Raw genomic sequence first — 19,066 nt, 5'->3', positions numbered from 1 at the left:
TCAGGAGCGAATTTTAATTTCTAAATACAAAATTTATCAACACTGATCGTAAATAAAATAGGGGCTTAGGAAGCTAAAGAGGATTTTCACGGAGTAGTTTAAGCAAATTGAGGTACAAATTATTGTGCCGATGATTGAAGCGATACTCCGTCTCTTTAAGATGCAGATAAAACATTTTCTTGTCAATTCCATTGAATTTAATTAAACGCTTTTTTGCATATCCCCAAAATGATTCAATCCCGTTTATATGCCGATCACCACATGCAAACTCATTGTTGCCATGATTAACACGTAAATGCTTATTGAAGCCCAAATCTACCAGACCATCATAACCACGCCATCCATCAGTATTAATCACTGAGTCCAGCTCAATATGACCTCTGACAATCCCTTGCAGCGTGACTTTGGAGCAATCAGATATAATTTCTGTATAGACATTACCTTCTCGTTTTAGTAATCCAAAAACGATCGTTTTTCCTGAAGCACCACGTCCCCGTTTACCACGAACACGACGTGCCCCAAAGTAAGATTCATCAAGCTCAACCACACCTTCAAAAGGAGAAATTTCTTCACAAGCTTGGGCTATTTTATGACGAATTTTGATGAAGATAGAATTGATAGATCGGACAGAAATATTGGTTAATTCAGCGGTGTCTGTAGCAGTAAAATCCATGGCAAAAAAGCGAATAATCTGTCTGAATTTCGCTTCTGTAATTTTAGAACGCAAATAGTATCTATTTCTATGTTTCATATTAGGAAGTTACCATATAATTTAGATATGTTTACTTCCTAAGCCCCTAAAATATAAGCATTAGATTCGATATTAAGCCATACAGATCGTAGTTTGTGATTTGCCGTGTGCTTTAGACTGATACATTAACTGATCTGCTTGATGAGTAGCATCGTCTAAATTTTTAGGCAATTCATCAAAAATACGAATCCCCATACTAAAATCTACACCGTATTGACGTTTCAAACCACTCATTAAAAAAGCTTCACGTAAGCGTGTTTCAAAAACCTCTGCACCTTTTTGATCAGTATCTTTGAGGAGCATAATAAATTCATCACCGCCCATACGCGCCACAATATCACTTGAACGTGCTACACTTTTTAAAACCTGTGCAAATGTAATCAGCACATCATCACCTTTACTATGACCATGTTGATCATTGACTGCTTTAAAGCCATCCATATCAATCAATGCTACCGCTATTTTTTGCCTTCCTCTGATTTTACCTTCGCGTAGTTGCTGGTATTGAATAGCAAAAGCACGTGTATTATTTAAAGTTGTTAAATTGTCTTGCATCGCCATCCTGGTCATTGCAGTTAAATTTTCACGTACTTTGATTAATAGAAAAGCCACAACACTAAAAAAACCTAAACGTGCAATCGCATTCCAATAAGGAGCAGCAATATGTTTATATTGATGTCCAGAAATAAAATCTGCATACAACCAAGTCAAACCTGAAACAAGAATAGTGATGATCGTTACTTTTTTATTATCAAACCAAGCTGCAATTGAAATCGGCACTAAATAAAAGACTGCAAAAGAGTATTCATAACCTGTCACAATATCGATCCATCCCCAAATGAAAATAATCAAGAGAATAATCATTCGACGAAGCAATGCATGTGTTGAAAGTAGTTTTTCAAGGATTTTCATCTTATTCATACTCTCAATTTTCAATTAAAATACCTAGAACTAAATTTAGCATTTTTACTAAGTTTAAATTGTTTAATTGATTCATCAGTTGTGGATTCGGATCAAGTTTGGTAAGTAGCATCAATAAAAGTTTGTATAATAGGCTGACTAAATAGGGTATTTAAACAGTTATATAAAGATGAAACTTTTAAATTTAGGCATTATATTATGCCTTACTGGTTGCACAGCTGTAGGCGAACAATCACCTAAAACTCTCCATCCATCTGCGCAACATACTTTACAACAAAGTGTATATCAATATACGCAAGACAAAACCCAATATCTATCGGCTTTTCATGACTTAAATCAAGATGGTCAATCTGATGCTGTGGTATTATTACAAGGTTTAGATTGGTGTGGTTCTGGTGGCTGTACCTTATTAATTTATCAAGGATTACCAAATCAGCAGTTTAAATTGGTTAATAAAACTACTGTGACTAACCCACCAGTTTACGTCAGCCAACAAAAAAGTCATGGGTGGAAAAATCTCATCGTCCAATCCCGTGGTTTAGGCGCAGTGCAATTAACTTTTGATGGAACAGCTTATCCAAGTAATCCGTCATTGCTTCCTGCTTTAACGACACAGCAAGCCTCTGAAAAGATGCAGCTTTTAATTTCAAATCCATAACCACCATATTGTTATTAATTTTAAATCAAGGTAATTTTTTACCTTGATTTAATTGGGTTTTGACTTAAACATTATAAAAATTTATTCTGATTTTACGAGAAAAGTAATTTTTAATAGGAACAATTATCATTTTAAATTCATAACACAATTTATTTAATCTTTCTTATTTTTAAAATTTCTGGGGCGTTCAGGAAAACATCATGTTGTTTACTTCAACTATTAAAACTTGGTAAGTTTTAATCCTATTGCCTATAAACTTTTGGTCTATAGCGTCCTAAGCCGAATCGAGATCTTGTGGATTTGTACTACACACACGTTGTACGCAACTGGTAGCAGGCTACTCTTTTCGATCCCATCACACCCTTGCGATCTATCATAGTAAAATGAATACGGGATTAATTCCCTAAGAATGCAATATTTTCACTAAATTTGAAAATATTTTTCACTATTTTATAAATATCAAAAAAAATTTCCAATTAAGCCTGATTTATGCATTTTTTTACGCTATTTATCGCTAAAAATGAGATATTTTTCTGTATCAAAACTCTAATTTTCCAAAGATTAGATGTAAATGTGAAGTAGTACACTTCTATACATTAGAAAATATCTACTGAATGCCAAACTAACTTTTATAATTGCATGCAAATTGCCAAGGATTATTAGAAATTAAAATTGATGACAAAAGTAATTTAGTTAAAAGCAAAAATGAAAATGCTCTATGGACAGTATGCAAAAAATAGCTCGTATATTTTAAACTAAAATGGTGCTTGATAAATGTATGGCTATTTTTGTTTATCTTATAATTTTGCTGAGAATTTTTTAGGGTATTTGGGAAAACATCATATGGTTTACTTCAACTATTAAAACTTGGTAAGTTTTAATCCTATTGCCTATAAACTTTTGGTCTATAGCGTCCTAAGCCGAATCGAGATCTTGTAGATTTGTACTACACACACGTTGTACGCAACTGGTAGCAGGCTACTCTTTTCGATCCCATCACACCCTTGCGATTTATAATAGTCAAATCTGAGCGGGATTAATTTCCTAAGTTTTACCTTTTCATTAAAATTTTAAAAAAAATTTCCACAAAAATAGCTTTAAAGCATATTTTTTTCCAAATCTATAAAAATAACCTAATTTTTTATGCTTAAAATCATCATTTTTTCGAATTTTTAACGTCAAATTGTATAAGCTTCAGTTTAAGGTTTTCAAAAAAGTTTAATGGCTGAGTGAAGTCTTAACTTTAGTTTGTTTATAGCATTGTGCCAAAACGTCACTTTCACCATTTAAAAAATATAATAAATATTGTCGTGCTGTACCAAAATCAATATTTTTGAAATCAATGTAGTCTTTAATTTTACGCGTAATTAAGCCAAAGACATCTTTTTGTGGCGTGATAACCACAATGTCACTTTCGATTCTAAATTCTAAATCAGCCGAGCGCGAAAATGCATTTAAGCTTAATTTTAGCGTTTGCTCTGTTTCCAAATCAGTCACAGTAAAACTCGCATTATCACCATCAAATTGAAGTTGACGTACCAAAAGTTGTCGCCAGTTTATATTATCAAATTTGATTAATGTTTGAATTGCTGTCAATTTCCCTGATGCTTCATCACCACCTTCTTGTAAGTTTTTCGGTGTATGAATCACTAAATCAAATGTTTTCATTGTTATTCATCCTGTTAAACAGGAACATCTTAACAATTAATTGAGGCTAATCCTTTGAATTTCCGATGAATAAACAAATCATAGCCCATTTTTACGCAAGTCTATTTGTGCATAACAAACAAAAAAATACCATTAAAATTAAATGGTTAATAGATTAAAAGACACAACATTTTTTACATGCCTCTATTTTTTCTTTGGGCCAATTCATTCTGGCTCTTTTATGTGCAAGTTCAAAATCGGCAAAATAACCGATTAAAATTTGATTATCTAACTTCGGCATATCCACACAGCCGAGGGTTGCATTATGCATTTGATATGATCCGTTGACTAACGGATTTTCATCTACAATAAATTTAATCATGTCATTCCCCAAATTATTTTTATAAAATTCAACAACAAGAAAACCATAAAAAAATTATGTGTTTAACCACAACTTAAAATTAAGCTCTTTATCAATAAAAATCAAACTTTTTAGATAAAATTTTATTTTAATATTTTTCAAAATATATAAGAAAAATACTGGATAAGTATTGAATTATTCTCAATTTATAAGGCTGATGGATTAATCTTATTTTTGCTTTTTGAACGCACCCAACGTACAACCCAAATCATCATTATCACACCCACGATCACCACCAAGACAGGAACAAGAAAAGACAAGATTGATACTAGGATTGCCCCAATCCATTCAGCAGTAGATACGATGGGATTAGCAATTCCACCCGTTGTTGCGGTAGACACACCACGTACTGCAACTGTGCTCATTTGTACTGCAGTCGCTGTACCACCTCCTACAATAATGGCTGCTGCCCAAGCTGCAAATTGAGACATTTCCCCACTACTGACCGCCATCGTGCTTAATGTACCTGCGACCATCGCAGCAGGTGTCGCAATACTATCTAAAGCATTATCGACCCAAGGAATGTAATATGCTGCAATTTCGCAAAGTGTTGCGATCCCCAGAGCAATACACACGGATGGTAAGGCTAACCATTCAAAGCCTTTCATGGGTTCAAACCATCCAATCAACGCTGCGATACTCATGACCAATAAAGGTACAAAAACGCGAAAACCGCAAGCAGCACTTAAACCAATGCCGATACATAAACCAAGACTTGTTTCCATGCTGTTTGTCTGCCCATTTGATATTTATGCTAATAAGTTAGCAAAAAGCCCTATTGAGTAATAGGGCTTTTTTTAAAACAGGAAATAGCTGTTTTGCTTGTGCTGCTTAGGCATTCTTGTTGTTAAATTGATTGCCAAGGCATTTGGTACACGGAGGTAAACGATCAGTACCAATTTCTAAGTAGACACGGTGTCCGCATTGAACACAAAAATAGAAGCCTGTTCCAGGTTTTTGACCAGCAGTAACCATTTTTGTTCTCCATATGATTTTAGAAATGGTAGGATCAGTATAACCCTCTTGTGATGAATGTCTATTGATCATTTCGCCAATTGATATTGGCATTTAGGCTAAACATGATTTTCAAATAAAATTTGACTATCGATATTCGTTGAATACTTAAATTCAAAATATTTTAGTAGCTTTAACTTATATTTCACTTTTAACTATTTTAATATATTTAATTATTACAAACACTTATATCAAAATTAAAAGTTTTTAAATTGTTGTTTTAATAATATTTTTTAAAGCACATTTGCATAAAAAACGAATTTTAAAAATTTAGATGATGCACCTGAACATCACTTAGACAATATACAGTTAACAATTTGTTATATTTTATTCGATTTATAATTGCCTTTATTTCTGAAAAATTACAAAAAATAAGTCTTAGGCGCTCAACGATTTGCTCAGCGCCTTAAAGTTATTTGATAAATGCGGAGTGAAATTGAATATGCTGCTCAATAAAACTCGCAATGAAATAATAACTATGATCGTATCCTTCACGCATGTTTAAAGTGATTGGATAATTTTGATCTTTACAAGCATTCAGCAAAAGCTCAGGTTTTAATTGCTCTTGCAAAAATGCATCTTCACTTCCTTGATCAATTAGAATCGGCAATTGCACCGCATTTGCCTTGATCAGCGCAACCGTATCATATTGCTGCCAAAGCGTCTGATCTGTTCCAAGATAAGCGGTGAATGCTTTTTGCCCCCAAGGAACTTGAGAGGGTGCCACAATCGGAGAAAATGCAGAAATACTTTTATAGATATTCGGATTTTTTAAGCCAATGGTTAATGCGCCATGCCCTCCAGCACTATGCCCCATAATGCTTTGAACTTTATTTGTAGGGAAATTTTGATCGATTAAAGTTCTTAACTCATCAACAATGTAATCATACATTCTATAATTTTTTGACCAAGGTTCTTGAATTGCATTCAAATAAAAACCTGCACCTTGTCCTAGATCATAAGCAGCATCGTTTGGAACGTCCTCACCTCTCGGACTAGTATCTGGCGCAACAATAATTACCTTATGTTCAGCAGCATATTTTTGCGCACCAGCTTTAGTAATAAAGTTTTGCTCATTACAAGTAAGACCTGAAAGCCAATAAATTACAGGTAATTTTTCATCTTGCTCATGTGATGGTATATAAATTGAGAAATTCATTGAACACTTCAATACATCTGACTCGTGCTTATAGACGTCCTGCCAACCACCAAATGAAGCATGTCTTTCTAATCTTTCCACGATGAATACTCCTACAATTATAATTTATCTATAGACGCTGAAATAAGCAAAAAATATTGGAGATTGATTTAATCAAGCAATATCAATGCACAGGCTTGATATTTTTATATGATGACATCATATCGCAGAGAATCTAAGCATTGGATTTTAAAATGGATGTATGAAGCACATACTAACCCTTAAATCACTCAATTAAATTAATAATCAGCCTAAAAACAGCCATCTTTTATGATCAACATATTACTCTCCAACTAAGAGATTTAGCTTAAATCTATTACCTCACTATTGCGTTGCAACATTTAACACGGGGGTAGCTTTAGTTACTGAGCTTAGAGGTTGCTCTGTATTGGGTGCTGACAAGTTACTTTGTGGAAATAAATGCTGTTCTAACTGAGGTAAGACCAATTCGATATTTTTACCCATTACCCATTGCGGTTCAGAGGGTTCAAAACCTTGAGCATTTTCCCATTTTGCCACAGTTTCAGAAGCTTGTTCGAATGCAGCTTTCAATGTTGTTTGTTCACGCATTGCTTGATCAAAAAAAGCACGTCCAAAATAAGTATAATCCGCCTCATTTGAACACCCAAAAGATGCCCGATCTGCTGCTGATGCAGTAATAATTAAGGTATCAAGTGCTTGTAAAGCAGGAATAAAGCTTCCTGAATAACATGCTGAAATCACGATTACTTTCCAACGGATACCTGACTTATCTAAGGTATCACGTAACCATTTTGGATCAACATCGTTCAGATCTAAAGGATCATTTTCCATTTCGAACTGATTTTGTAAACCATGTGATGTCATATATAAAAACAAAACATCACTTTCACGATTCATTTGCTGACCAATACGGCGTAGTGCTAACTCCATACTTGTTTTTGATGCCAATGGAATTGTGGTACGTGTTTCTAAATTATTAATCAGTGCTATTGAACGTCCAAAAGTACCAAAACGGGTATCAAACTGCTCTTTAATGCGTTCGATTTCGTACTTAAAAACATCTTGATAACTTACACCTGCCACACCTAAAAAATACCAATGCGTCTGTGCAAACTCGCCATATTGGATTTGCTCCAGTGCTTTATTTAAAACATTGCTTTGGGCATAAAAAGCATCTTCTGCAAAAGTTGGTGGAACATCTTCAACTTTCCAAATCGGCTGGTCTTTGACCGACATTTGCCACACCACCAAAGTAAAAAGTGTCGCTAAAATAATAAGCGCTCGTTCCCACCACGGCCACTGAAGCTCACGAGCAAACACCCAAACTACCGCCAAACTTTGCCAAACGAACAACACCATAAAAATGATAGGTAGGTAGTCATAGGTAAAATTTGGGAGGTAATCCAAAGAACCCAAAAACTGAATAAAACTTTGTAAAAATGCGATATGCGTATCTAGTACCAACCATAACAAGGCAGGCACAAGCATTAAACGAGGATTTTCAGTGCGTTGTGATAAGAAAATCCCCACAATTAAAGCAATAAAAGGCCACAAAGCGTAACTGACGAGACCTTGTCGATTAAAAACACCACCCTCGCCTGCGACTAACCAACTAAATAGCGTATTGGCACAGCCCCCCAAGATACCCCAAAAAATTAACTGTAAAATAGAAGGACGAACAATTTGTAATGCTTTACGCGATCCAAGAAACAACCAAAGTCCCGCACGTTGATTACTTTTGAAATCATGCCAAAAATTAATGGAGGGTTTAAGGTCTATCATAAAGCTTCTATAGTTGCAGGTGGCTTAAATCAGCATAGTTAGTTTATGCTTGCTTAAAATATTATCAATGTATATTTCGACTATATAACATTTTTCTGTTGATTTTTGAGGCAGTTACCAAAATCCTCATAAGCCATCAATGAAAATAGGCATCAAAGCGACAAGCATCTCCTTGCCATTGATGATCAGGCTGTTGATCGTTCAAAAAAACAGCAAGTCTTGGTCTTTTTACCACAACTCGCTTCGCAATAGTTTGGGCTAAGACTAAAAGATGATCTCCCAAGTCCATTTCACCATCTTCGGGCAACAACATATGCAGAAGCTGCATTTGTTTTTTAACTTGTGCCTGTTTTTTGAGGGCATTTTGATTTTGATCACGCTGTGGAAACATGGGATCTAAATACACCACATCAAAGCTATGTTGCTGTTCAGTTTGTTGTTGTAAAAACTGGTTCGAATCTGAAAATACCAAATGAATTTTTGCCACAATTTTAGCTAAAAAAGCATCGTGTTCAGCTTGTGCTTTGGAATCTTCCAGTAAGGTAAATAAAATCGGATGACGCTCAACTAGAGTCACATCAGCACCTAAATGTGCCATCAACAAACTATCATGTCCTAAACCTGCTGTAGCATCTATCAGTTTTGGCTTCTCTGCTAAGTTACATGCACGTGCAATCATTTCCGACTTTAAACTGGCACGTTTTAAACGGGGAATCTCTGCTTTCCAATCCGGCTGCATTTTCATCCCATTGGCACAGAGCCATAAACCCTGCTCATCAACACACAATGCTATTTCAGGATTTAATCTTAAAAATCGTGCATTCAATTTATCGATTTGCACTAATTTTACCTCAACCCCACGTAAAGAAAGCACAGACTGGTAAGACTGTGCTTTCTCTAAGTATTTGATTTCGGCAAATAAGCGAAACTCGCTTACCATAATCTCCAACCTGTTAATGCAAATAACAAAATAATCAAACCAGAAACGATACGATACCATGCAAAAACCATGAAATCACGTTTTGCAACATACGCCACTAACACACGAATAAGGATCAGCGCTGAAACAAATGATACTAAAGTCCCAAATCCTATAACCAGCCAGTCCTGTGTCCCTTCAAACACATGATAACTTTGATATAAGTCTAATACCCCAGCACCAATAATGACAGGAATGCCCAAGAAAAATGAAAACTCAGTTGCAGCCTTTCGTGAAACCCCAAGCATCATTGCACCAATAATGGTTGCGCCTGAACGAGAAGTCCCAGGAATCAAAGCCAAAACTTGAATTAAACCAATATAAACCGCTTCTTTAATGGAAATATTTTCAACTTCTTGTGCATTGACCTTAGGTGGATGTTTCTCAACCCACCAAATAATCAAACCACCGACAATTAAACCGATCGCAACTGAAATATCATTAAATAATAATTCTTTTACTGTTTGTCCAAAAGTCACCCCGATCAACATGATTGGAATCGAGGCAAGAATTAAACTAATACCTAAATGACGTCCTTTAGGTTCGCCCGAAACTAAACCCGTTGCAGCACCCCAAAGTTTTGCCCAGTATTCATAAATAACTGCTGCAATTGCGCCCATCTGAATGGCAATCACAAAAACATCACTTTTTTCTTTGGTCCAAAAGTTCATCAGCTCAGAGGCAAGAATTAAATGCCCTGTACTTGAGATTGGAAGGAATTCGGTGATCCCTTCAACAACCCCCATAATTGCTGCTTTTAAGAGCAGTAAAAGATCCATATTTAATCCTAAAAATTAAGGTTTACCTTGTTCTGGAATTTTTTTCCACGCATCATCACGCAAATAAACAGGCAATGCCAATTCAGCGCTTAGCCATTGTTTTTGTAAAGCTTGTTGACGTGCAATTGTTGCAATATCTTCAGCATTTGCAATTGAAGCTTGAAACTCTATCGCACCATCCTTAACTAAAGATGAACCAGAGCCGACTAAGGTAAATTTTTGATATTCAGAAGCTTGTTGATAATCTAATAATTTTTCTTCGTCTACAAGTTGCATAATGTTATTTTCATCTAAACGAAAACTTGCCATATAGACTTCTTTCATACGTGCATCGAGTACTGCTGATACTTCAACAAGTCCATGCAAACGATACGCTGCTTGTGCCAAAGCCTGTAATGTCGATACGGGAATCACTGGAATATCATTGACCCAAGCCAAAGCTTGTGTGACTGCAGCATTGATCCGCACACCACTAAATGAACCAGGACCACGACTAAAAGCGATTGTAGTTAAATCAGAGTTTTGTATTTGAGTTTGTGCAAAACCTTGCTCAATCATTGGTAAAATGGTTTGAGTTTGTGCCTTTGCTCGTGCATCAAGTTGAAAAAAAAGTGTTTTTGTTTCATCAACAATTGAAACGGAACACTGCTCATTGGCAGTTTCCAATGCCAGCAATTTCATGCACAACCTAATCTGTCTTAAAAATGTCTACTATGATACTCCACTCATAGCATTCATGCGACTATTTCCACGTATATTCCAATACACTCAATACAAAAAAGCCAAGCAAATGCTTGGCTAAAATTTAAAAATTAATTTCTTCTAAATCTTTAAAATCTTCAAAATGAGCAGCATAATGCATTGCACTCATTTTTAAGCGCACTTCTGCTTGATCATCCAAAGTTTTGACAACACGTGCAGGTGAGCCGACCACCAAAGCGTTATCTGGAATCACCTTACCCTCTGGCACCAATGCATTTGCGCCGACAATACAATTTTTGCCGATCACTGCATTGTTTAACACCACAGCATTGATACCAATCAGGCTATTATCCCCAATTGTACAGCCATGTAACATCGCTTGATGACCAATCGTCACATAGTTACCAATATTCAAATCAATGCCAGCATCTGTATGCAGAACAGCATTCTCCTGAACATTACTAAAATCACCGATTCGAATACAGCTATTATCGCCACGAATGACTGCGCCATACCACACACTAACTTTCTGTCCAAGTTCAACTTGACCAATTACCGTCGCATTGTCCGCAATCCAACCATCAAATGGCTCATGTAAGGCTTTAGGTGAATGTCCTTTAAACTTATACATCATGTGCAATACTCCTATCTGAATGAATTTTCCTATGTAAATCTTCTTGTCGCAAAATCCTATTTTTTATTTCTTATTTGAGAATGAAAATTGGGTGAATTAAGTAAAAAAGGCCAATTTTTTTGATAATCCAAACCATACTGAAATAAAGACATTAAAATACGTGCGGTTAATCCCCAGACTACTTCATTTTCCACTCTTAAACTTGGGAAATAAACAGATTGATGTGCCAAACGCACTTCATAAGGGATCGGTTGCGATTCCATAAGATTTTTTAAAGGTGCATAAAAAATTCGGTCAATTTCAGTCGGCTGTGCAATTAATTTGACATCAGGTGGAATCAACCCTACGACAGGTTTTACTGTCATACCACTACGTGCCCGTTCCATTGGCAAGTCACCTAACAAAGTAACTTGATATGGGTTTAATGCGGTTTCTTCCCAAGCCTCACGCAAAGCCACCACAATATTACTGGTATCTCCTGGGTCTCTTTTGCCGCCTGGAAATGAAACTTCGCCAGCATGATTATTTAAATATGCAGAGCGTCGTGTTAATAAAATCTTAGGATCTTGCTCTTGAGTAATTGCGATTAATACAGCAGCTTGTGCAGGATAAGTTCGCTTAGCAAAACGTAATCGTTGCTGCAATACTTGTGTTAATAATTGCTCCTGCATAAAACCTCTACTCACCTCTTTTTTGTTATATAGACATCATATATGAAATTTTGTACATAAGGCTATAAATGATGCGAAAGTACTAAAATTCAGTTATGCTGAGTGATCTTTTATTTTCAATGAAGCCTATGCGTTTTTGTACAGCCTGTGGACATACAACAATAGAAAAAATTCCTTTGGGTGATCATAAAGTTCGTAAAGTATGTACCCATTGTGGCACTATTCACTATGTTAATCCGAAAGTGATTTGTGGCGCACTTGCACTTTGGGACAACAAAGTTTTACTGTGCCGCCGTGCAATTGAACCGCGCTATGGTTTATGGACTTTACCCGCAGGCTATATGGAGTTGTTCGAAACCATGGAACAAGGTGCTGCACGAGAAACACGCGAAGAATCCGAAGCTGAAATTGAAATCGAACAACTTTATTGTATGTACAATATCCCACGAATTGGGCAAATCTATGTACTATTTAAAGGCAATATCCTTGAGGGACAGTTTGGTGCAGGTGAAGAAACCATCGAAAGCCGTTTGTTTGAAGAAAAAGATATTCCTTGGACTGAACTTGCGTTCCCCAGTGTAGAAAGAACCTTACGTCATTATTTTGAAGACCGTAAAAATAATCAGTTTCCAACACATTTAGAAACCTTAGGTACACGTTTAGATCAAACTGGTTAATTTTAAGCAATAAAAAACCATCTCGAAAGATGGTTTTTTATTTTAAATGATGTATTTACTACTGCTTAGTTTTAATTTGATAACAGCTTGGTAATTCGACATCCAACTCACCAAAAGTACGCTTCGCTAACTCTTTTTGTGTGTCAGTAATTTTATCTTTATTCCCTGCATTATAGATAGTTTGATAAACTGCTTGCATATTTGCCCATTGTGCAGTGGTCGCCTTATTCCCATTCCATCCTGTAATATTGATACCACGTTCTGTCGTTCCATCACTTAACAAACGTTGCAAATTCAAACGCACACCGCCTGCCGATAACGTATTATCTTCACTAATTGATGGGCCTGGCAAATAGACAATTGCATCATTTAACCCCACCAAAGCACCATCAATATTTCCAAAGATAGGATTGGCTAAAATCATACGAATCGTAATTGATTTATCTGGGTCAGTCGTGGTGTAGTTTGCAGCGCCAGTTGTTCCTATACGATATTGTTGTACATTATTGTTGTCTATATAAGTTGCGGGATTTACAGTACTACATTCTTTTGATGTCAGATCATTTGCTGTCGCATTTGGACCAATATTGGTACGAATATCGCCATGCTCATCAATTACAATCCCTAACTTCACTGGGGAAATGCTTTTATCATTAAAGTTAAAGATAATATTGGCATATAGTGGAAAGATATATTTTTGACCTGTTTTGACAGTGTTTACCGTACGGAAAACTTTATTGGTTAAGTAGGTTGCAGGATTTGACTTATAAATATCAATTGTACCAGTAAAGTTTTCATTGCCTTGGGTTTGACGCCATTCACCATATACCGTTTTATCCGTTGGTACTTTATCTGTATTTAGAACTCGCTTATACATATCTTCTGTACCAGCGATGTTGCTACCATTGATTAAACTGCCTTGTATTAGCTGCAAGTTATCCGTTGTATTTTTCACTGATTTAAAAATAAAAGGTTTTTCAATTTTATTATTATATTGACTAAGCAACGCACCTTGCGCATCTGCATTTAATTTTTGTGGCTTTGCTTGGGTCAGAAGTGCATATTTGAGTAATGAATCACTAATTTGATTCCCAGTTTCTTTTTGGGTTGGTACACCTGTCCACTGTATTGCATAACCTGTACTATACCCCTCACGAGTGGTCAACAAATACATATTTGCAACAGTTTCTTTTTTACTATTGATCGTACTTTTACCACTAAAACCACGAATATCAACATTTGCACCGCTAAAGATCAAGAAGTTAGTTGTATAAATACCTACTTGATTTTGTTTAATTAAACGATCCGCCGCTTGCTGTGCAGTTTCTTCAGTAATAGAGCTAACATCTAACCAAGGCTTAATAATTCCAATATAAGTACCATCCTTAAAGTTTTGTACACTAATATCAGATTCAATATTTTTAAGATCTTCTTTGAATTCTTTTGATAAAGTCAATGGTTGGATATCACCAGCAACCATTTCTATATTTTGTTTAACTCCAGCTGCTTGGAAGATGCGAACTAAAGCCGTTAGGACTCTAAACGTTTCATCATTAACATTACTGCTTGCAATTGCCTTACCGGTAAGCCCATTTGCCATATCCATAAGACTAATTTGAGCTGGCTGATTATTTACTTTTAATGGTCGAATTTTAGCCAAATCAACCGTACCTAAAGATATTTTTCTTGAGGATTGTGCACCTTGAATATAAAAGTTTACCTTATCACCAGCAAGACATGCCCCCGTGGCAACACTGCTCACCATTTCAGTCACAAAATGATTATTTTTATCACTACTACAATCAAAATTAAGCCCAGCAATTGGATAATCCACAACAAAAGATTGACATTTATTATCAACTTTATCTTCACAACCATTACTAGTCGTGCTTACCCCTTTGTTCGGATCTTCATGAATAACCGCACTCTCACCACCACCGCCACATGCTGAAAGTGCTGCAACTAAACCTGTTAAAGCAAAAGGTAATATAAATTTTTTTTTCACTGTTAAATATCCTTACTGAATAACGCTCAGTTTAATTTGTCCTTGATTGGTTAATTCATGATTTTGAATATCGATTGCTTCCGATAAAGGGGTCATAAATAAATAATGTGCTGAGTCTGGTTTCTTAAGTACACCTTCAAGCGAGGCATAATGTGTTGTACTTTCATTTTGCTCTTCATTCTTAAAGCCACTTACACCCTCTACTACACAGCCTTTTTCATCTAAAAATACAACTAAAGGCCAATAATAGCTGGGTTTCTTTTGAGAGGATGCATAAGATGAAAATAAAATATTTTGGATATCTGCATCTAATTTAACAATCTCATAGGCGAAATTTTCTTTAATAGGCGCGACAGGAAAAAAACTCACTTCTTGATTTTTCAAAGACATAGTTTTTGCTTTTTCCACTTTTTTACCCGTAAAACACGATTGCTCTAAAGTTTGTATGACTTGTTCTTTAGGTAAGCGATAATATGTTGTCGCTAAGGTAATTGCTTTATGCTCTAAAGGCTTACGTTGACGAATCCGATCCAATAAGGACTGGCTCAGACCTTTTTGACGTTCAACCGTTTCAAAACGCCCTCCAACCATTGCACCTGTTTCAGGCATAACATAAAAACGTTTTTTGCCTTCCAAGTTAAATTCACGCTCCTCTAAATATTCATTATTAACATATTGAACACCATCAATTTCAGTAATATTTGCATTTTTTGGAGTATCTACAGGTTTTTTATTTTCCTGTACTTTTTCTACTTTCTTTTCTGGGAAAACTTCAGTCTTGTTATTAGAAGATATGACTTGATTATTTTCTGTGGGGGTTAAACTTGCTGGCTTAGAGGGAGATATTGGCTTAATTTCTTGATGAGTGGGTTGTATATCTTTTTGTTCAACCGTTTCAACTTTTTTAATCCCTGAACTATCTCCTAAACGATTTATAGTTGTTTGGGGGCTTGGCTGGTCAGGCTGAACAGCCAACTTATCTTGCGCAATATTTGTTGCATGATTGCTATTTTGTTGTTTTTGCTGAGAGGATAAAGGAACAACTGCTGTTGTAGCCTGAGATTTTTCAGCGATAGGCGCTTGTTGTAAGGATGCCGTACTTGCTTGTGAGTTTTGCTTCTTTTCAGCTTGAGACTGCGTTTTTATTTTTTGCTTATTTTCACTTTCTATAGGTTTTTGGACGATGATTGGTCGCCCATCTGGACCAATAATAGTATAAAAATTAGCAGCATAAGTTACTGGTACAATACTCATAGCTAAAAATATTAAACTTAGTCTCATGATGCTAATTTCCTTATTATGAAACAATATTACCATCTGGTTCTATAATTCAGACCCAAAATGGTTACTTTTGTGTTGGTTTTGACATCTAAACCAGCGTAAGGGTTTAATAAAAGGTTATCCACACCTGTTTTGTTGGCCATACTACTTGTATTGGCAGGAATATTATCTCGACTGCGTAAGAAGCCAACTGACAAGTCAATATCAGTATCTTCATCAAATCGATACCCCAAACCTAAACCAAACAATTGAGCATTGTTAATCGGAACCAAGGTATTACGTTTATCATTTGGAATAGCACTTGCACGAGGTTCATAACCTGCTCGCAGTTTTAAACGATCTGTTGCAGAATATTCAACGCCTATTCCCCAACTCCACGGAGATTTAAAACCTAAAGGAACAGATAATGAAGTATCTGTTACGTTATTCGATAATAGTTTGGCGATTTTAAGTGCTGAAATTTGTCGATCAAACTCAAACTGGAATTTTTCCCATGCTTTAAAATCCGTCCATCCCAAATCAAAATTAACTTGTAAGTCAGGTAAAATCTTATATTTGACCCCAGCTTGGAAATGCGCTGGATATTCTAAATCCATCGCAATTAAACCAGATTCTGTGGGTGGGATATAACCAGGAAAACCTAAAATTGCGGCAAGAATTTGCCCGGTTGCAGAAGAGTTTAAACCTTTAATCAACTCACGCGGTGCATTTGCAACATCAATAAAGTACTTACCTTTCATGCGCATTTTTGCAGCACTTTGATAGACCATACCAAAACCAAATTCTTCAGTTGGTTCCCAGAGCAAACCAAGGTTATAACTTGGGCTTAAGCTTTGTTCTAAAGTAACATCTAAAGACGCAAATTTATTAAAAGGATTGATCGTTTCATCCGCATTACATAAGCCAAATAACAATAAGTCAGTAATCACGTTAGAGTTCTCTCTAAATGGTGCACATACAGACTCATCCACCATACGCAATACGCCAATCATTTCATTTGGGAAACGTAGGTCAGTTTTTAAAGCCATCGCATTATATGACATACCGATCGATGCACCGATGGATAGCTCATCATTTACTTCATATGCGATAGAAGGTGATAGATAGGTAATACGTTCGATCGCTACTTGTTGCCCCATATAATTACCAGGGTTACCATTTTCAGAGCCAAAGCCCGCCACCAATGGCGCATACACCGCTGTTGCATAAGTCAGTTTAGAACCTGGAGGATTATAAGATATTCCGCCTGTAGGGGCTAAGACTGGCCAACCTTCACCTAAATCTACTACCTTTTTTAGTATTGGAATATATAAACTTGCATATTCCACATCTCCAGCGACAGAGCCTTTATAATCTGTACATAAATTAGAAGGATTATCTGGCGTATCATTACAAATCAGAGGATCATCAGAATAACCAAAAACATTATATCCTGGTGGCGCACTGAACTCTTTCTGAATATCAAAGTTTGCAACAATACCTTGTACATCTGTTTGCAACCCTTTTAATTTTGTTAATGCCGCAGGGTTAAAGTGAATCGCACTAATACCTGGTGGATCAGCAGTTACAGCATTCCCCATAGATAATGAGCGAACATCAACAGATAAGTTTAAACCTAAATGTGCAAAAACCTGTGTTGAACATCCCGTTAAAAAAAGCGCAGTCACTAACGGGCGTAAGCGTGGGTATTTCATACCACCTCTCCATTAGCTCGCTTTTTTCTTACCGAAACCTAAAATATCTAGCGGGAAAGATAAACCTAAAGAAATATCAGGAGAATCCTCTGTTAAACCAATTCCTAAAGTTCCATTTACAATTGTTTCAGGAGATACACGCACCCCTAACGCAATCGAAAACATGCCACTTGATTGATCTGAGGCTTTAAAGGATTCCCCATTGGTATATGTAAATGAAGTATTGGTATTAAATGTTTGCTGATATGACATTGTCATTGAAACATCATAGTTAAAGGAATAAGCAAAACCAAATGAGAAGCCCCCTGTAATGCCAGGCTCAAACTCATCTAGAATACGAGGACCAGCATCCCCGCCCCCACGTACCTGATTTAATCCCGTTTCTTTAAAACCATAATTTCCTGAAACTGAGGCAAATAGGACAACAGGATCAATATATTTACGTGTACTCGCTCCAACACCTACAGAATAATAGCCTTTACCTGTTGATAACTCAGTCACAGGATTGATTTCATATGGACTATCGCCCGTTTTGGTTGAAATATTACCAAATAAAATAAGTGGTAAACGTCCAGCTTTTAAAGGAAATGGCTCCCAACGCGCCCCCAAGTTAATATCGCCGATACCTGCAGCGGTAGTATCTTTTAAGCTGTCTGATTTTGCAATAAATGGGATAGAAGCACTAAAAGTTAAGTTGTCTAATACGCCATACTGTGCAGTGAAAGTGTTGGTAATTGTATGACTTGCATCTTCGTCAACACGTAGTTGATATAAATTCCCATCATTCATTGCAGCATTGAATTGCTGATCCCGATAATAAGAATAATCTAAATCATAAAATGCTGAAATATCACCTTTTTTGATTAAAGAATATTGACGCTCATTGGATGTAAATACCTCTTGCAAGTTAGTTTCCTGAGTCGCATCCCCTTCTTTTTGTTGTAACGCATCTGCAGCCTGCGAACCTGCTGATGGAACTAAAGAAGGCGTTGCCTCCTTATCAATCTCTACAGGTTGAGATGAAGAGGTCGATTGCGTATCATCACTGACTATCGACTGCTCAGCAGCAGTTGTATCTGAATATGCCGCTGCTTGAGTTTCGGGCTCGCTATTGACTTGTTCTTGAACTGATTCAACTACAGGTTCAGAACTTTCTGCTGCATATGCCCCACCAATCGCAAGTTGGATACTTACAGCGAGTAAAGTTCGTCTCATCCAATGATTATTCATTTTATTCCTACCTAAAAGTTTGATTCTTTAATTTGTTCTA

19 protein-coding genes are annotated in these 19,066 nt (G+C 36.2%); 2 read left to right on the top strand and 17 right to left on the bottom strand.

Annotated elements, in window-relative coordinates:
- Positions 1 to 73 precede the first annotated feature (73 nt).
- Together DJ533_RS06100 and DJ533_RS06095 are read right to left on the bottom strand one after the other, a co-directional pair.
- Complete coding sequence (locus DJ533_RS06100; protein ID WP_109849251.1) at positions 74 to 751, bottom strand: IS1595 family transposase; 678 nt, start codon at positions 749 to 751, stop codon at positions 74 to 76.
- 72 nt (positions 752 to 823) lie between these two features.
- A complete protein-coding gene (locus DJ533_RS06095; RefSeq protein ID WP_228716518.1) occupies positions 824 to 1,672 on the bottom strand; it encodes a GGDEF domain-containing protein in 849 nt (282 codons plus the stop codon).
- A 169-nt stretch (positions 1,673 to 1,841) separates the two neighbouring features.
- Between DJ533_RS06095 and DJ533_RS06090 the strand changes: the two genes are divergently transcribed.
- Positions 1,842 to 2,330 (top strand): hypothetical protein, encoded by a 489-nt coding sequence (locus tag DJ533_RS06090; RefSeq protein ID WP_065995407.1) that lies wholly within the window; start codon positions 1,842 to 1,844, stop codon positions 2,328 to 2,330.
- A gap of 1,218 nt (positions 2,331 to 3,548) precedes the next feature.
- On the opposite strand, the gene DJ533_RS06085 is transcribed toward DJ533_RS06090, so the two are convergent.
- The 11 genes from DJ533_RS06085 to DJ533_RS06035 form a co-directional block, all read right to left on the bottom strand.
- On the bottom strand, positions 3,549 to 3,998 hold the full coding sequence (locus DJ533_RS06085; RefSeq protein ID WP_065995408.1) for a hypothetical protein: 450 nt from the start codon (positions 3,996 to 3,998) through the stop codon (positions 3,549 to 3,551).
- Positions 3,999 to 4,152: 154 nt separating this feature from the next.
- A complete protein-coding gene (locus tag DJ533_RS06080; RefSeq protein WP_065995409.1) occupies positions 4,153 to 4,359 on the bottom strand; it encodes a hypothetical protein in 207 nt (68 codons plus the stop codon).
- 185 nt (positions 4,360 to 4,544) lie between these two features.
- Entirely contained in the window at positions 4,545 to 5,123 is a 579-nt protein-coding gene (locus DJ533_RS06075) for a DUF4126 domain-containing protein (RefSeq protein ID WP_065995410.1), read from the bottom strand.
- Positions 5,124 to 5,229: 106 nt separating this feature from the next.
- Positions 5,230 to 5,373, bottom strand: coding sequence for a zinc ribbon-containing protein (locus DJ533_RS18780; protein WP_004829882.1), 144 nt, complete (start codon positions 5,371 to 5,373; stop codon positions 5,230 to 5,232).
- A 451-nt stretch (positions 5,374 to 5,824) separates the two neighbouring features.
- Positions 5,825 to 6,652 (bottom strand): S-formylglutathione hydrolase, encoded by an 828-nt coding sequence (gene fghA / locus DJ533_RS06065; protein ID WP_065995411.1) that lies wholly within the window; start codon positions 6,650 to 6,652, stop codon positions 5,825 to 5,827.
- A 282-nt stretch (positions 6,653 to 6,934) separates the two neighbouring features.
- Positions 6,935 to 8,374, bottom strand: a complete 1,440-nt coding sequence (locus DJ533_RS06060; protein WP_065995412.1) for a C13 family peptidase — start codon at positions 8,372 to 8,374, stop codon at positions 6,935 to 6,937.
- Between the two features lie 136 nt (positions 8,375 to 8,510).
- Entirely contained in the window at positions 8,511 to 9,314 is an 804-nt protein-coding gene (locus DJ533_RS06055; RefSeq protein ID WP_065995413.1) for a class I SAM-dependent methyltransferase, read from the bottom strand.
- The gene (locus DJ533_RS06050; RefSeq protein ID WP_065995414.1) at positions 9,308 to 10,132 is read right to left on the bottom strand and encodes an undecaprenyl-diphosphate phosphatase; all 825 of its coding nucleotides are present in this window, start codon (positions 10,130 to 10,132) and stop codon (positions 9,308 to 9,310) included. The genes DJ533_RS06055 and DJ533_RS06050 overlap by 7 nt, the downstream gene beginning before the upstream one ends.
- Positions 10,133 to 10,147: 15 nt before the next feature.
- Positions 10,148 to 10,813, bottom strand: coding sequence for a tRNA (adenosine(37)-N6)-threonylcarbamoyltransferase complex dimerization subunit type 1 TsaB (tsaB, locus tag DJ533_RS06045; protein WP_065995415.1), 666 nt, complete (start codon positions 10,811 to 10,813; stop codon positions 10,148 to 10,150).
- A 124-nt stretch (positions 10,814 to 10,937) separates the two neighbouring features.
- A complete protein-coding gene (locus DJ533_RS06040) occupies positions 10,938 to 11,468 on the bottom strand; it encodes a gamma carbonic anhydrase family protein (RefSeq protein WP_065995416.1) in 531 nt (176 codons plus the stop codon).
- 56 nt (positions 11,469 to 11,524) lie between these two features.
- A complete protein-coding gene (locus DJ533_RS06035) occupies positions 11,525 to 12,139 on the bottom strand; it encodes a CoA pyrophosphatase (RefSeq protein ID WP_065995417.1) in 615 nt (204 codons plus the stop codon).
- Between the two features lie 128 nt (positions 12,140 to 12,267).
- Between DJ533_RS06035 and DJ533_RS06030 the strand changes: the two genes are divergently transcribed.
- Positions 12,268 to 12,816, top strand: a complete 549-nt coding sequence (locus DJ533_RS06030) for an NUDIX hydrolase (RefSeq protein ID WP_089024809.1) — start codon at positions 12,268 to 12,270, stop codon at positions 12,814 to 12,816.
- A gap of 58 nt (positions 12,817 to 12,874) precedes the next feature.
- On the opposite strand, the gene filF is transcribed toward DJ533_RS06030, so the two are convergent.
- The 4 genes from filF to filC are packed head-to-tail and all read right to left on the bottom strand — an operon-like array spanning position 12,875 to position 19,026.
- Complete coding sequence (gene filF / locus DJ533_RS06025) at positions 12,875 to 14,821, bottom strand: putative pilus system protein FilF (protein ID WP_065995418.1); 1,947 nt, start codon at positions 14,819 to 14,821, stop codon at positions 12,875 to 12,877.
- Positions 14,822 to 14,833: 12 nt separating this feature from the next.
- Entirely contained in the window at positions 14,834 to 16,102 is a 1,269-nt protein-coding gene (filE, locus tag DJ533_RS06020) for a putative pilus assembly protein FilE (protein ID WP_065995419.1), read from the bottom strand.
- Positions 16,103 to 16,131: 29 nt separating this feature from the next.
- Positions 16,132 to 17,796: a putative pilus system OmpP1/FadL family transporter FilD gene (filD, locus tag DJ533_RS06015; protein ID WP_065995420.1), complete on the bottom strand. Its 1,665-nt coding sequence runs from the start codon at positions 17,794 to 17,796 to the stop codon at positions 16,132 to 16,134.
- A 12-nt stretch (positions 17,797 to 17,808) separates the two neighbouring features.
- Positions 17,809 to 19,026, bottom strand: a complete 1,218-nt coding sequence (gene filC / locus DJ533_RS06010; protein WP_065995421.1) for a putative pilus system protein FilC — start codon at positions 19,024 to 19,026, stop codon at positions 17,809 to 17,811.
- Positions 19,027 to 19,066 lie beyond the last annotated feature (40 nt).

Origin of the sequence: Acinetobacter defluvii, assembly GCF_001704615.3 — a bacterium.
Lineage (GTDB): Bacteria > Pseudomonadota > Gammaproteobacteria > Pseudomonadales > Moraxellaceae > Acinetobacter > Acinetobacter defluvii.
This window is presented reverse-complemented; position numbering and strand designations above follow the sequence as displayed.